The sequence below is a fragment of the Prosthecobacter sp. genome, from assembly GCF_034366625.1.
GTDB lineage: Bacteria > Verrucomicrobiota > Verrucomicrobiia > Verrucomicrobiales > Verrucomicrobiaceae > Prosthecobacter.
The window spans coordinates 18,129-32,070 of record NZ_JAXMIH010000016.1 but is presented as its reverse complement, the minus strand read 5'-3'; the positions used below and the strand labels follow the sequence as shown (position 1 = coordinate 32,070).

Below are 13,942 nucleotides of genomic sequence, written 5' to 3'. Positions count from 1 at the left end.
CCTAGACTCCCCACCGTCATGAAACCTCTCATTGTCATCATTCTCGCCATCGCCGTCGGCTACGTCTCCTACGAGTACGTGTATCCGCCCTTCTCCGAGGCCATGAAGTTCACGAAGCATGTGCCCAAGGTGGAGCCGAAGAAGGAAATCGCTGTCGTTCCGGCACCGAAGCCGGTCGTCAAACCAGAGCCAGTGGTCGTGATAGCGCCCAAGCCCGAGCCGAAGCCGGAGATGAAACCCGAGCCGAAGCCCGAAATGCCCAAGATCCCCGAGCCACCGCCGGTGGACCCGAATGCCTTCGTGGCCCCCGTCTTCCCGCCAGTGGATGAGCTCACGCAGAACTGGGCCGCCGTGCCGAAAGGCTTCTTTGCCAAGCCCAAGCAGGTCACGATGAAGAAAGACCTCGAGCTCAAGATGCAGATGGGTAAGGCCACCGCCGCAACTACCTTCAAGGCCGGGGCCAAAATCTTCGTCATGGGCCAGGAAGGACCGAATCTCATCGTCGGCGCTTCCGAAAACTCACCCATGCGCGGTCAGGTGCCCATGGAAGACACCGATTTCAAAGACGTCTTCATCGCCGCCTATGAGCAGGTGAAAATAACCAGCACCGAAAATGCCCGCAAGGCGCATGAGTACAAGCTCGCCGCAGCGGAACGTGCCAAGAACGCGCCTGTTGCCGCCACCAAAGGCGGTGGCGGTGGCAGCAGCAACGACAAGCCAGTCAAGGACGCCGACGGCACCTACCCGCTGCTCGTCGCCAGCATGAAAGCCGGCGAAGTCACCGAGGTGAAGCCTGACAACGTCAAGTCCTGGGGCGATCCAGCGCAGGAAAAAATCGACGGCAACGACTACTGGACCGTGAACGTCAAATACGAGACCCAGACCATGTTCGGCAAGTTCGAGACCGAGGCCCAGGCCCGCATCAAGAACGGCAAGGTCGAGAAGTGGGTGTACACCGGTTCTGGTGAAGTGGTGCCGTAAACACAGTGTCAGGAGAGGGATCATCCTGATCCCTTCAGAACCATGCGGGCAGCGATGCCCGCATTTTTTGTCGAAGCAGCACGCATCTTCCTTCCTTGACGTCATTGCAGCGCTTGGCACGTAAAACCTCCGAATGAAAGTCATCCGCCCCACAGATCCAGACTACGCCAGCGCCGCCGCCGCGCTCAACCGTCGTGCCGAGGCCAGCGATGCCGTGCGTGAAGTCGTGTCAGGCGTCATCAAGGCCGTGCGTGAGCGTGGCGATGCCGCCGTGCTCGAACTCACCGAAAAATTCGACGGTGCCAAACTCACAGCCGCGCAGATGCGTGTCCCACAGTCCGAACTCGATGCCGCCTGGAACGCCGCCGATGCCACGCTGCGCTCCGCGCTCGAAGCCTCGCATCGCAATGTCATGGCCTTCGCCAAACGCAGCATGCGCCAGGCCTGGAGCTACAAGAACGAGCAGGGAGCCGATGTCGGCGAAGTCTTCCATCCCTTCGAGCGTGTCGGTTGCTATGTGCCCGGTGGCACCGCACCGCTGGTTTCGACCTCCATCATGACGGTCACCTTCGCCGCAGCAGCCGGTGTGCCTGAGATCGTCGTCTGCACGCCTTGCGGTCGCGATGGCACAGTCAATCCCGGTTTGCTCGCGGCGCTCAAACTCGCTGGAGCCACCGAGGTCTATAAAGTTGGCGGTTCGCAGGCCATCGCTGCGCTGGCTTTCGGCACGGAGACGATTCGCCCTGTCACCAAAATCTTCGGCCCAGGCAACAGCTATGTCGTCGAGGCCAAGCGCCAAGCCTTTGGCGTCGTTTCCATAGACCTACTCCCCGGACCCAGCGAAGTGCTCATTCTCGCCGATAAATCCGGCAATCCGGCCTTCATCGCCGCAGACATCCTCGCCCAGGCCGAGCACGGCAAGGACAGCATGGCCGGATTCATCACCGATGACGCAACCTTACTCGATGCCGTCGTCGCTGAAGTCGATTCGCAGTCGAAAACTCTCAGCCGGCAGGTCCAGCTTGCCCCTGTGCTCGAAAAAGGCGCGTTTTGCATGCTCGTGCCGAGTTTGGAAGAAGGCGCACGTCTTGTGAATGATTTTGCGCCGGAGCATCTCACGCTCATCACCACGCGAGAAGATGCCATCCTGCCGCTCATCCGCACCGCTGGAGCGATCTTCCTCGGCAATCACTCACCCGTCGCTGTCGGCGATTTCCTCGCTGGCCCCAGTCACACGCTGCCCACTGGCGGTTCCGGCAAATCCTTCCCCGGTATCACTGCCGACATGTTCCAGCGTCGCACCAGTATCATCCGTCTGGATCGTGAAAGCTGCGTCAAATCCGAGTCTATTGTCCGCGCCTTCAGTCAGGTCGAAGGACTCGACGCGCATGGGCGTTCCGTTTCCATCCGCTGCTCATGAAATCCATCGTCATTATCGTCGGACTGCTTCTCGTCTCTTGTGGCAAAGAGGAGACAAAACCGCAACCAAAGGCCGCTGTAGCACCCAAACCGGCACCCGAAAAGAAAATGCCGCCGGTCCCTCAAGGCAAATTGCCCGTGATGGACCCGGAGAAAGCCAAGTTCATCGCCGTGCCGAATACGCCCAAGGATATCGAGCCAAAAAAAGACGAGCAGCCTGCGCCAGAAGCCAAGAAGTAAGACGGGCACTCTTGCCCGTCTCGCTGCTCACGCTGGCACACGAATTTCCAGCCACTGACTTGTGGCATTCGCTGGTTTCACCTCGCGTGATTGTAACGTCATGCCCGCAGGCAACAGCGCAAAGTCGCCCGCTTTCAAAATCACGCGGCCCACGCTGATCTCGCCGCTCACCACGGCCAGCGTCACGCATTCACCGGCCTCGCCCACGGCTCCGGCTGTGTCACGCAGTCGCACATCGAAGTAATCACACTTCACCAGCGTGCCATCCGCCTCGATCTGCTGCACCTGCGGCTCAAAGTCCGCGAAGTCGATGCTTTGCAGCGACTCCTGCACATGCAGCGCTCGGGGTTTGCCATCCAGGCCGACGCGGTTCCAATCGAAGACGCGGTAGGTGGTATCGCTGTTTTGTTGGATCTCGTAGATCAGCAATCCAGCGCCGATGGCATGCACGCGTCCGCTCGGAATGAACAGACAGTCGCCCGTGCGTGCCTCGATCACATGCACCACCTCGGTCACCGTGCCGTTTTGCAATGCCTTCTCGAAAGCCGTCCGCGTCACGCCGGGCTTCAATCCCGCATAAATCTTCGCCCCTGGATCGGCATGCGCGATGAACCACATCTCCGTCTTCGGTTCCCCCTTCAAGGCCGCCGCCATGCTTGCCGGTGGATGCACTTGGATCGACAGGTCATCGCACGCGTCGAGAATTTTCATCAGCAGCGGAAACGTGGGGCTTGTGGAAGCCAGCAACGCCTTGCCAAACACCTCCTCGCGATGGTTCGTCCACAGTTCATGAAGCGACACGCCATCTGCCGTCACACTTTGCGCCTCGGGGCGGTCTGCAACAGTCCAGGCTTCGCCATAGGGTGTCGTCTCATCCGGCAGGGTGGCTCCCAGCAGCGTTTCCATGCGACGGCCACCCCACACGCGGCTTTGATAGATGGGTGTGAAGAGGATCGGCTGGTCTCGCAACATAACCTGACAATGAACCACAGCCTTCGTTGACGCTCCACCACGATCTCGCCAGAATGCGCCGCGTGAACATGATTGAAGCCAGCTTTATCCAGTCTCTGAAGGAAATCTTAGATCCTGAACGCGTGCTCACCTCTGCGGAGGACATCGTTCCATACAGCTTCGATGGTACCGCCGCCTTGAAACAACGTCCTGGAGCTGTCGTGTTTCCGCTCACGGCTGAAGAAGTTGCCGATTGTGTCAAACTCGCACGAAGGTGCAGCATCCCAGTCGTCACCCGCGGTTCCGGCACCGGCTTGAGCGGCGGCAGTGTGCCTCTGGACGGTTGTCTCGTGATCTGTCTCGTGAAGATGGACAAGCTCATCGAGGTCGATGAAAAAAACCTCACGCTGCGGGCGCAAAGCGGCGTGATCACCAAGGAGATCGATGACGCGGCTGCCAAGGTCGGCCTGTTTTATCCGCCCGATCCAGGTTCGATGAAAATCTCCACCATCGGCGGCAACGTGGCCGAAAACTCCGGCGGCTTGCGCGGCCTGAAGTATGGCGTGACGCGGGATTACGTCATGGGCATCGAAGTCGTGCTGCCGGACGGCACGCTGACCTTCCTTGGAAACAAATGCGTCAAAGACGTGGCCGGTTACTCGATGAAGGATCTGTTCATCGGCAGCGAAGGCACGCTCGGCATCATCACCGAGGTCATCTTGAAAGTGCTGCCGCGTCCGAAGGCACGCAAAACGATGCTGGCGCTCTACGATTCGATGGATGCCGCCGCGAAGACCATCTCCGCCATCATCGCCGCCAAGATCATTCCCTGTACGCTGGAGTTTCTCGACCGCGTGACGGTGCAATGCGTCGAAGATTACGCCAAGATCGGTTTGCCGACTGATGTTGAAGCCCTCGTGCTCATGGAGACCGACGGCCATCCCGTTGTCGTCGAAGAAGAAGCCGCGCAGATGATGGCGCTCGCCAGGGCAAATGGTGCCCGCGATGTCCGTGCCGCCGCCGATGAAGCCGAAGGCGCGAAACTCGCCGCCGCTCGTCGCAACGCCTTCTCCGCTCTCGCGCGAGTGCGACCCACGACGATCCTCGAAGACGTGACCGTGCCGCGCAGCGAACTCGCCACAATGGTTGCTTTCATCGACAGCGTCGCGAAGAAGCATAGTCTCCAAATCGGCACCTTCGGGCATCTGGGCGATGGCAACCTGCACCCTACCTTCCTCACCAACGAACGCGATCACGAGGAGATGCACCGCGTTGAAGTCGCGCTGGCGGAGATCGTCGAAGAAACCATCCGCCTCGGCGGCACTGTCACTGGCGAGCACGGCGTTGGTCTTGCCAAAAAAGCCTTCCTCAAACGCCAGCTTGGCGAAGGCAGCTACGAGCTCATGCGCAGCATCAAACAAGCCCTCGATCCGCAGGGATTGCTGAATCCAGGGAAGATTTTTGATTTGAGGAATTGATCATGCCACAAGCAAATCTCCTCAAATCTCTCGATTACTCCGTGCTCCAGCAGTGCATGCACTGCGGCATGTGCCTGCCGACGTGTCCGACGTACGTGGAGACAAAAATGGAGAAGAACAGCCCGCGCGGGCGCATCGCGCTCCTGCGGGCGGTGGCGGATGGCGATCTCGAAGTCTCACGGGCGCTCTCGGATGAAATGTATTATTGCCTCGGCTGTCTCGCGTGCCAGACGGCCTGCCCGGCCGGTGTGAACTACGCGGAGCTGTTTGAAACCGCACGCGCCGAGGTGGAGCAGGCGGAGGTGAACGACGGCATGCAGCGCGGCTTCTGGCGCTGGCTCACGCTGAATGTCATCTTCATGCGCCCATGGCTGCTGCGGTTGATCGGTCGTGTGCTGCGCGTGTATCAAAGCGCCGGACTCGACAATCTGATGCGCAAGCTGCGCTTCTTCGGCCTCATGCCGCGTTCGTTGGCGAAGCTGGAGCCGCAGACTCCGCAAATCTCGGAGCATTTCTCGGATGATCTGATCTGGCCGGAAGAATCACCAAAAGGACGGCAGGAATACCGTGTGGGCCTGCTCACCGGCTGCATTCAGGATCTTGCGTTCTCGAACATCAATCGCGACACAGCCGATGTGCTGCTCGCGAACGGATGTGAGGTGATCACACCGCGTTCGCAGAGCTGTTGCGGTTCTTTGCACGCGCACAATGGCGAACTCGAACTGGCGCGTGAACTGGCGCGGAGGCAGATCGACAGCTTCGATCTCGACTCGCTCGATGCCATCATCACCAACGCCGGTGGTTGCGGTTCGCATTTGAAGACTTACGGCCATCTGCTGCACGATGACCCGTTCTACGCCGCCAAGGCGAAAGTTTGGGACGCGACGGTGAAGGACATTCACGAATGGCTCGTGCAGATTGGCTTCCGCAAGCCGACTGCCGGTGCAGGTGTGAGCGAGGTCACCTATCACGAGAGCTGCCATCTCTGCCACGGTCAAAAAGTCGTCTCACAGCCACGTCAGGTGCTCGCCAGCATCCCCGGACTCGTGTTCAAGGAACTGCCGGAGTCGAACTGGTGCTGTGGCAGCGCGGGCATCTACAACATCACCCAGCCCGAGCAGAGTCAGAAGCTGCTGGACCGCAAAGTCGCCAACTTGAAGCTCACGAAAGCCCCCGTCGTCGCCACCAGCAATCCCGGCTGCCATTTGCAGCTCGCCAACGGCCTGCGTTCCTGCGGTGATCATCCCTGCCAGGAGGTCACGCAGCCGGTCACGCTGCTGGCGCGTGCGTATCGCGCTGAACAAGGAGTGGGGGCCTCTGGCCCCCATAAACCGGGGTCAGAGACCCCGGCACCTTGAAACTCACTCGCCTCTCATGGAACTCGATCTCACCGGCCCACTTCGCGATGACGCCTACATGATCCTCGCCGGACTCGTCACGCCGCGTCCCATCGCGCTGACGACCACCGTCGATCTTGAAGGGCGCGTGAATGCGGCACCATTCAGCTTCTTCAATGTGCTGGGAGATTCCCCGCCCATCGTCGGCCTGTGTCCGGGTGATCGTTCGCCCGGCGTGCCGAAGGACACGGCGCGAAACATCCGCCTGACGCATGAGTTCGTCGTGAATCTCGTCGATGAGGCGATTGCGGAGAAGATGAATCTCTGCGCCACCTCGTTGCCGCCCGGTGAAGACGAACTGCTTCACGCCGGACTCACCGCCGTGGCCAGCAGCGTGGTCAAACCGCCGCGCATCGCCGAATCCCCCGCCAGCCTCGAATGCCGTAGCCACAGCATCATCGAGATCGGCGACAACCGCCTCATCATCGGCGAAGTCCTCCGCGTCCATGTGCGCGACGACATCTTCGATCCCGAAACTTGGCTGGTGAAGCCGGAGAACTACCATCCCATCGGCCGCATGCAGAGCCCACACTGGTATTGCCACACGCGAGACATGTTTGAGCTGAGAAGGCCGAGGTGAATCGGGCATTATCTTGAAACACCTGCAAAGAGAAAGTGCCTATGATTGAGGCTGGACTCAATCAACACTTCGACAATTCGCGTCTGTATCAGCAATTGATGATTACTGTGAAGCAAGCTCCTGCGCCTGCGGTTGACGAGGCGTGTTTTCCAGGAGGGTCGGTTCCTCCAATTGCTGATCGCTTGGAGCTGCCTCAAGGTCACGGAATTTCCGCGCAGTGACCAACACGCGGGTTTCGAGGCTGTTGAGTGCTTTGTTGTAGCAATCCACCGCAGAACCGAGGCCTTTGCCGAGGCGCTGGAAGTGGTCTCCCATGGTGCAGAGGCGCTCGTAAAGCTCACGGCCTAGAGCGCTGATCTCTTTTGCATTCTTCGCCAACGCCTCTGTCCGCCAACCGTAGGCCACAGCACGAAGCAGAGCGATGAGCGTTGTCGGCGTGGCGAGGATGACTTTGTTCTCAACTCCCGCCTCAATGAGTGAGGGATCCTTCTCCAGAGCGGCGCTAAAGAACATTTCTCCGGGCAGAAAAAGCACGACAAACTCCGGGCTGGGTTCGAACTGTTCCCAGTAAGACTTCTGGCCGAGCAACTTCATATGCTCACGGACAGCGCGTGCATGCCCCGCCAGCGCAGCCTCGCGTGCGCCATCGTCTTGTGCCTCTGCGGCGGCGAGATAGTGCAGGAGTGGTGTCTTCGCATCGACGACGAGATTTTTCCCACCAGGAAGTCGCACGACCATGTCTGGACGCAAACGGCCTTCGTCGGTGGTCGTGCTGACTTCGAGATTAAAATCGCAATGCTCTATCATGCCACTGATCTCTGCTACGCGGCGAAGCTGCATTTCTCCCCATTGCCCGCGTGCCTTGGGCTGACGCAGTGCGGAGACAAGGTGGGCGGTCTCTGTTTTAAGCGCGATGTGGGTGTCCTTGAGATTTGCGACCTGGCCGAGAAGTTCACTGTAGGCGACCATTCTTGCTTTTTCGAGCTGATGGATTTTTTCGTCCACGTTCTTCAATGACTCTGCTACCGGCTTCACGAGCTGGTTGATCGCCTGTTGGCGTAGTTCGAGATCGCCCTTCGCCGTCTCTTGATGTTTTTCAAAATTGGCCTTCGCGAGTTCGAGAAAAGATTGCTGGCTATGACGCAGCGTATCGGCAGAAAGTGCTTTGAAGGTATCGGTAAGGCGCGCCTCCGCCTGTTGTAGCAGCTCTTGCTTTTCCTGAGCAGTGCGCTGCTCATCTGCAAGTGCCGTCTCAAGCGAGGCATTCGTTACAAGCAGTTCGCGCTCATGCGCTTCCCTGGTAGTGATGCTCAGTTCAAGATTCGTGATCGTTACCTGCAAGGCGTCGAAAGTTTGTTTTGCACTCGTTAGTTTCTCCTGAAAGACGGCTGTGGAGATTTGCTGTCTTTGGTGAAAATACAGTGCGGCGAGAGCGAACCCTAGCAGGAGTGCGAGCGCACGATAAAGCCATTCCAATTGTTCCGGCGTGAGATTATCCATGATTCAGGTTCCCATACTTAGCAGTCCGACTGGATGTGCTCAAGCATCTTACACGGTGTGCCCACCAACCCTTCCGGGATTCGGAGGAACGCACACGCGTTCTGCTACAACCTTGAACTCACTTCGCCGGGAGCCACTGGGCGGCGTCGATGATGACGTGGCCGGTGGTGGCTTCGTTGCGGATTTCGAGCCAGCCGGTTTTGCCTTTTTCGAAACGGAAGGTGCCGAGGGGAATGAGCACATCCTTCTCGGGGGCTTTCTTCTTCTGGTTCACGATGACCTTCTCCTCACCATCGGCGTGGTGGATGATGACAGGGACGGATTCGGCGCGGTTCGCGAGGGCGGTGTAGGTGATGGCGACGCGGTATTGACCTGCGGCAGGGAGATTGGGTGTGAAGCGGGCTTTTTGCTCGCCTTTGAGGCTGTCGCTGTCGTGGCGGTAACCTTCGCCGACGAAGCCGGGCGTGGTGTGGCCGATGGAGCTGAAGCCGGTGAGTTCCGCTTCCATGTCATCGACGACGATGCCGCCGAGTTTTTCCTTGGTGATGGAAACATGCTCGGGCATGGGCGGGGACTCGAAATCGAGCATCTGGCCGTCGGCGAGGAGCTTTTCTTTGAGCTTGGCGAGGTCGATCTGCTGGAGGTCTTTGCCCGAATCAATGGCGATGACGGCGGCGGTGGCGGCGCTTTGGCCCATGACCATGAAGACGGGCTCCATGCGGATGCTGCCGTAGGCGATGTGGCTGGCGCTGAGGCAGACGGGCACGAGGAGGTTGGTGCATTCCCCAGCCTTCGGCGTGATGCTGCGGTAGCTGATGGGGTAGGGGCGGGTGCCGATCTGGATGTCGCCCTCGTTGCGCACAAAGCCTTCCTTGGTGATGTAGCGCTGCACGTTGTGGCTGTCCATGTTGTACGCGCCCATGCCGACGCTGTCCTCGACGATCTCGCGGCGTTTACAGTTCTTCTCGCTCATGACGTAACCGCCGATCATGCGGCGTGCCTCGCGCACATACATCTGGCGCGGCCAATGGCCGTTGTCGGCGAACTCATCCTTGGCGAGGCCGAGTTTCTGGAAGGCGGCGCGGATTTGCTCAGGCACACGCGGATGGTACGCGTAGGTCCACATGAGGCCTTTCTGCCAGTCTTCGTGCGCCTGCCAAATCTTCGCGCGTGTGGCGTAATCGGCGTCGGGATAGTCGAAATTCTGCCCGATGAAGTCGGTGCTGACGGCGAAGTTGTTGTTGGTGTCGGTTTTGCGATTCGGCATCCAGCTTGGAGCCCAGGAGATGCGCGCGTCACCGGCCTCGACATTGCGCAGGGCCAGTTCAAACCACTTCTCGTCGTAGTTGGCAGGCTTTTCCCAGTCACGGCGATTTTCCGGCACATCCGTGGTACACATGCGAAAGTTGTAGGCTTGGAGCTTGCGGTCGCCGGTTTCGTCCTCGCCAATGTCGCCTGGATCAATGCCAGGAAGCACGCCGCTGCTCGGATCGCCCGGTTTCACATACGGATCGACGTTTTTGATGAACTGGTGATGCACCGTCTTCACCTTCTGCACGCCGTTGATGGTTTCGCCATACATCGCGTTCGCCTCACGGCCAACGGCGTAGCTCACACCTGCCTTCGCCATCAAATCGCCCTCGTAAGTGGCGTCGATGAACATAGGGCCTTCAAACTCACGTCCACTCTCCATCACAATCTTGACAATTCTTGACCCTTTCTTGACAACGCCCTTCTTCAAATCAAGTCGCTCGCTGAAGACGACGGTGACCTTGTCCTTCACGGTGGCGAGCATGGCGTCGTAGATCTCGGTCGCGGCGTGTGGTTCGAAGGTCCACATGGTGTCCTCGCTGCCAGTGTTGCCGTGGGGCTTCTTGGCGTAGTATTCCTCGCGCGTCTGCTGCTTCCACTTCGCGGCATCGCTGTAGTACTTGAAGACGTTGGCGTAAAACTCACGCGACATGCCGCCGATGGCCTTCTTGTTGCCGATGTCCGTCGCGCCGAGACCGCCGGTGGTCAGGCCGCCGAGGAATTTTGTCGGTTCGATGAGCACGGCCGTTTTGCCCATGCGCGCGGCTTGGATGGCGGCGGTGATGCCACCGGAACTGCCTCCATAGACGACAATGTCATACGAATCGGCCGCAGCGAGCGGGCTGACGGCTGCGAGCGTGGAAAGCAGGAGGGCAGGGAGAAGCTTCATGGTAGTGCATCCCAGCGCAGACGGGGAGGTTTTGCAACTGCGGCGATGATTTGAGCGGCATTGTGAAAAAGAATCGAATAGTCTTCCAATGGCCTCGTCTGACTGCAGGACAAGATTCACCCCCCCCACCCCATGAAGACATCTCTCGTTCGTGCGCTGCCCTTTGGAACTTTGCTGCTGAGCTTTACCCTGACTTCTTGTGTTGACCCCTATGGCTACGGATACGGCCCCGGTGGCTATGGCGGTGGTGGTTACGGTCGTCCTCCGGCCCAAGGTGCGGTGACGGGCGCTCTGCTCGGTGCTGCCGCAGGTGGCATCATCGGCAATCAGAGCCGTCGTGGTCTCGAAGGTGCGGCCATCGGTGGTCTGCTCGGAGCGTTGGCCGGCGGGGCGCTCCAAAACAGCCGCCAGCAGCGCTACAGCCAGCCGAACTGCAATCCCGGCTACAGCCGTGGCTACAGTCGAAACTACAACTCCGATCCCCCAAATTACAATTCTGACCCCCCGAATTACAATTCCGACTACAACCGCGGTTGGAGACCTTCCAGCTACAATCCCTACGCGTTTGGCAACTGGCAGTAAAAGTCAGTTATGACGGGTGTTTGAGTCGCGGCGGTTTTCCCGTCGCGATTCTTTTTTATACGCATCATGTCCCCCACGCTGCTGCTTCTGACTCCGCCTATCGCGCTCCTGGCCCTTTCCACCGCACGCTGGTCCTGGCTCTCGCAATAGATCACCAGCCATGCGATAAAGACTGGGGCTGCGAATATGTCGTCTTTGCGCTCGGTTTGGGCATGTTCTGGAGCCGCACGTTTCTCTACCGGAATGGCCGCGCGAGGCGCTTCGCACGGAGTTTTTATCAAGGTGGGCATTGTCCTGCTCTGGGCGGTGATTCTGCTGCCTGGATGATTTGAGCAGCAGTGTGAAAAAGAATTGAATAGCCGATAGGCATCGTCGTCCGTATCTAGGACAAGAATCACACCGCTCATGAAGACATCTCTCATTCGCACGCTCACCTTTGGATCTTTGATGCTGACTTTCACTCTGGCATCCTGCGTTGATCCGTATGGCTACGGTCCTGGTCCCGGTTACGGCGGTCATGGGGTTCGCCACGGGCGGAACTACAATTCCGATCCCCGGAATTACAACTCGGATCCTCCGAACTACAATTCCGACCCTCCAAATTACAACTCGGATCGCCCGAATTACAATTCCGACCCCCCGAACTACAACTCGGATCCTCCGAATTACAATTCCGATCCCCCAAACTACAATTCCGATTCTCGTCGGATCTGGAGACCCTCCAGATAGAAAACGTGATCGCTCGGCAACTGGCAGTAAAATAACAGTCACAGCAGGCGTTTGAATCGCGGCGGTTTTCCCGCCGCGATTTTTTTTATACCCAACATGTCTGCCAACGCCGCCGCTTCCGATTCCGCTTATCCCTCCCCCGGCCCCTCCACCGCTCGCTGGTGGCAAAACGAAGACTGGCTCGCGGTCTTGGCCGCGCTGCCGATCTTGATCGCGGTGGCGAATGGCTGGAGCCCGAAGATGCCATCGCTGGGCTGGACTGGCGCAGCGGATGCCGCGAAGGCATTTTCAGCGGACAATCTCGCGTTGAGCGGGGTGTTGCTGGCGGTGTTTCTCAGCATCTCGGTGCTCGCGCTGAGTGCCTCGCTTGGTAAACGAGCCCTTTCATTCCTCGGCGGCGCGGTGGTGGTGTTTGTGCTGGCTTGGTTCTCACAATGGATCGCCAATCATGCCGGGATTAAGGCCTGGGGCCTCGAATACGTCGTGTTTGCGCTCGGTTTGGGCATGCTGTGGAGTCACACGCTGCCGGTGCCGGAATGGCTGCGCGAGGCGGTGCGCACGGAGTTTTTCATCAAGGTTGGCATTGTGCTGCTCGGGGCCTCGATCCTGCTGCAAGAGATGATGAAGGCGGGATTGCCCGGCCTGATTCAGGGAGCGCTCGTCATTCCGGTGGTGTGGTATGCGTGTTTCTTCATCGGCCGGAAGTTAAAGGTGGATGACGAGTTCGGTGTGATGCTTTCGACGGCTGTGTCGATCTGCGGCGTGTCAGCGGCCATCGCGGCCTGCGGCGCGATCCAGGGCGACCGCAAGAAGCTCTCTTATGTGACCTCCATTGTGCTGCTGTGCGCGGTGCCCATGATGATCCTGATGCCCATGGCGGTGCAGAAACTCGGTTTGTCCGAAGCCGTGGGCGGCGCGTGGATCGGCGGCACGCTCGACACCAGCGGCTCCGTGGCTGCGGCGACCGAGCAGGTGGGCAAAGACGCCACGAAAGTCGGCGTGATCGTCAAACTCTCGCAAAACGTGCTGATCGGCGTGGCGGCCTTCGTCTTGTCCGTGTGGTGGACGATGCGCGGTGGCAAGGATGGTGCGACCAAGGGCCAGAAGCCGTCCATCGGTGTGATTTGGGAGCGTTTTCCGAAATTTGTGATCGGCTTCGTGATCGCCTCCATCGTGTTCTCGTATTTCGTTCCGACATCTGTAGCCGAAGCGGCCAGCAAGCCGCTCAAAGGCCTGCGTGAAGTGTGGTTTGCCGCCGCATTCGTCTGCATCGGACTGGAGACGAGGCTTGGGGAGCTGTTCAAGCTCGGTGGAGGCCGTCCTGCCATCGCTTTCCTCGGCGGTCAGGTCTTCAATATTGCCTGGACGCTGTTGCTGGCTCTGTGGCTTTTCGGCAAGTGATCAGATTTCAAACGAGACCGTTTCGCGGGAGCGTTCCTTCTCGATGATCTGCGCCACAGTGTGTTCAGCGAACCACTGAACCACCTGATCACGCAAACCGCTGAAAACTTGCCCGAGAGCGTCATGATCGGCACCAGGCAGCGGATCGAAGGGGCCGTCGAACAGCGTGATGACCTCGCCCAGCGTGATGCGGGTCGGATGGGTGACGAGCTGGTAGCCGCCGCCCACGCCGCGCTTGCTGCGCAGCAGGCCGCCGTTTTTGAGGGCAAGCAGGATTTGTTCGAGAAACTTTAACGGGATGCGCTCATTGCTGGCCAGATCCTGGATGGAGAAATTCGTCCCCTCGCGCTCACGTCCCATCGCCACGAGGGCGCGGAGGGCGTATTCGGCTTTTTTCGAGAGTTTCATGGGCGGGACAGGAGCGCTATCGGAACATCAAACCATCGTCGGCGCAAACTGCGATTTGCCGCCGGGGTGATTCCGC

General features: G+C 59.1%; 12 protein-coding genes. 8 read left to right on the top strand and 4 right to left on the bottom strand.

Annotation, left to right across the window (positions count from 1 at the left end; all coding sequences use genetic code 11):
* Positions 1 to 18 precede the first annotated feature (18 nt).
* The 3 genes from U1A53_RS18390 (at position 19) to U1A53_RS18380 (ending at position 2,640) form a co-directional block, all read left to right on the top strand.
* On the top strand, positions 19 to 981 hold the full coding sequence (locus U1A53_RS18390) for a hypothetical protein (RefSeq protein ID WP_322283228.1): 963 nt from the start codon (positions 19 to 21) through the stop codon (positions 979 to 981).
* Between the two features lie 133 nt (positions 982 to 1,114).
* Positions 1,115 to 2,401, top strand: coding sequence for a histidinol dehydrogenase (gene hisD / locus U1A53_RS18385; RefSeq protein WP_322283227.1), 1,287 nt, complete (start codon positions 1,115 to 1,117; stop codon positions 2,399 to 2,401).
* Positions 2,398 to 2,640 (top strand): hypothetical protein, encoded by a 243-nt coding sequence (locus tag U1A53_RS18380; protein WP_322283226.1) that lies wholly within the window; start codon positions 2,398 to 2,400, stop codon positions 2,638 to 2,640. The genes hisD and U1A53_RS18380 overlap by 4 nt, the downstream gene beginning before the upstream one ends.
* A 27-nt stretch (positions 2,641 to 2,667) precedes the next feature.
* Here U1A53_RS18380 and U1A53_RS18375 read toward each other — a convergent pair whose 3' ends face one another.
* Positions 2,668 to 3,612: a type I phosphomannose isomerase catalytic subunit gene (locus U1A53_RS18375; RefSeq protein WP_322283225.1), complete on the bottom strand. Its 945-nt coding sequence runs from the start codon at positions 3,610 to 3,612 to the stop codon at positions 2,668 to 2,670.
* 68 nt (positions 3,613 to 3,680) lie between these two features.
* Here U1A53_RS18375 and U1A53_RS18370 point away from each other — a divergent pair, with 68 nt between their 5' ends.
* From U1A53_RS18370 to U1A53_RS18360, 3 genes are read left to right on the top strand one after another with little or no spacing between them, the layout of a single operon-like run.
* Positions 3,681 to 5,069: an FAD-linked oxidase C-terminal domain-containing protein gene (locus U1A53_RS18370; RefSeq protein ID WP_322283224.1), complete on the top strand. Its 1,389-nt coding sequence runs from the start codon at positions 3,681 to 3,683 to the stop codon at positions 5,067 to 5,069.
* A 2-nt stretch (positions 5,070 to 5,071) separates the two neighbouring features.
* A complete protein-coding gene (locus U1A53_RS18365) occupies positions 5,072 to 6,427 on the top strand; it encodes a (Fe-S)-binding protein (protein ID WP_322283223.1) in 1,356 nt (451 codons plus the stop codon).
* Between the two features lie 16 nt (positions 6,428 to 6,443).
* Positions 6,444 to 7,046, top strand: coding sequence for a flavin reductase family protein (locus U1A53_RS18360; protein ID WP_322283222.1), 603 nt, complete (start codon positions 6,444 to 6,446; stop codon positions 7,044 to 7,046).
* 102 nt (positions 7,047 to 7,148) lie between these two features.
* Here the strand turns inward: U1A53_RS18360 and U1A53_RS18355 are convergent, their stop codons facing one another.
* Both U1A53_RS18355 and U1A53_RS18350 read right to left on the bottom strand, forming a co-directional pair.
* A complete protein-coding gene (locus U1A53_RS18355) occupies positions 7,149 to 8,546 on the bottom strand; it encodes a DNA recombination protein RmuC (protein WP_322283221.1) in 1,398 nt (465 codons plus the stop codon).
* A 118-nt stretch (positions 8,547 to 8,664) separates the two neighbouring features.
* A complete protein-coding gene (locus U1A53_RS18350) occupies positions 8,665 to 10,746 on the bottom strand; it encodes an FAD-dependent oxidoreductase (protein ID WP_322283220.1) in 2,082 nt (693 codons plus the stop codon).
* Positions 10,747 to 10,878: 132 nt separating this feature from the next.
* Between U1A53_RS18350 and U1A53_RS18345 the strand changes: the two genes are divergently transcribed.
* A complete protein-coding gene (locus U1A53_RS18345) occupies positions 10,879 to 11,328 on the top strand; it encodes a YMGG-like glycine zipper-containing protein (RefSeq protein ID WP_322283219.1) in 450 nt (149 codons plus the stop codon).
* 825 nt (positions 11,329 to 12,153) lie between these two features.
* Complete coding sequence (locus tag U1A53_RS18340; RefSeq protein WP_322283218.1) at positions 12,154 to 13,458, top strand: putative sulfate exporter family transporter; 1,305 nt, start codon at positions 12,154 to 12,156, stop codon at positions 13,456 to 13,458.
* Here U1A53_RS18340 and U1A53_RS18335 read toward each other — a convergent pair whose 3' ends face one another.
* Entirely contained in the window at positions 13,459 to 13,866 is a 408-nt protein-coding gene (locus U1A53_RS18335) for an Rrf2 family transcriptional regulator (RefSeq protein WP_322283216.1), read from the bottom strand.
* Positions 13,867 to 13,942 lie beyond the last annotated feature (76 nt).

Excerpts from the sequence above, each read along its gene's own strand:
- U1A53_RS18355 (WP_322283221.1), bottom strand. The coding sequence starts at position 8,546 with ATGGATAATCTCACGCCGGAACAATTGGAATGGCTTTATCGTGCGCTC.
- hisD (WP_322283227.1), top strand. The coding sequence starts at position 1,115 with ATGAAAGTCATCCGCCCCACAGATCCAGACTACGCCAGCGCCGCCGCC.
- U1A53_RS18390 (WP_322283228.1), top strand. The coding sequence starts at position 19 with ATGAAACCTCTCATTGTCATCATTCTCGCCATCGCCGTCGGCTACGTC.
- U1A53_RS18360 (WP_322283222.1), top strand. The coding sequence starts at position 6,444 with ATGGAACTCGATCTCACCGGCCCACTTCGCGATGACGCCTACATGATC.
- U1A53_RS18370 (WP_322283224.1), top strand. The coding sequence starts at position 3,681 with ATGATTGAAGCCAGCTTTATCCAGTCTCTGAAGGAAATCTTAGATCCT.
- U1A53_RS18345 (WP_322283219.1), top strand. The coding sequence starts at position 10,879 with ATGAAGACATCTCTCGTTCGTGCGCTGCCCTTTGGAACTTTGCTGCTG.
- U1A53_RS18365 (WP_322283223.1), top strand. The coding sequence starts at position 5,072 with ATGCCACAAGCAAATCTCCTCAAATCTCTCGATTACTCCGTGCTCCAG.
- U1A53_RS18380 (WP_322283226.1), top strand. The coding sequence starts at position 2,398 with ATGAAATCCATCGTCATTATCGTCGGACTGCTTCTCGTCTCTTGTGGC.
- U1A53_RS18375 (WP_322283225.1), bottom strand. The coding sequence starts at position 3,612 with ATGTTGCGAGACCAGCCGATCCTCTTCACACCCATCTATCAAAGCCGC.
- U1A53_RS18335 (WP_322283216.1), bottom strand. The coding sequence starts at position 13,866 with ATGAAACTCTCGAAAAAAGCCGAATACGCCCTCCGCGCCCTCGTGGCG.
- U1A53_RS18340 (WP_322283218.1), top strand. The coding sequence starts at position 12,154 with ATGTCTGCCAACGCCGCCGCTTCCGATTCCGCTTATCCCTCCCCCGGC.
- U1A53_RS18350 (WP_322283220.1), bottom strand. The coding sequence starts at position 10,746 with ATGAAGCTTCTCCCTGCCCTCCTGCTTTCCACGCTCGCAGCCGTCAGC.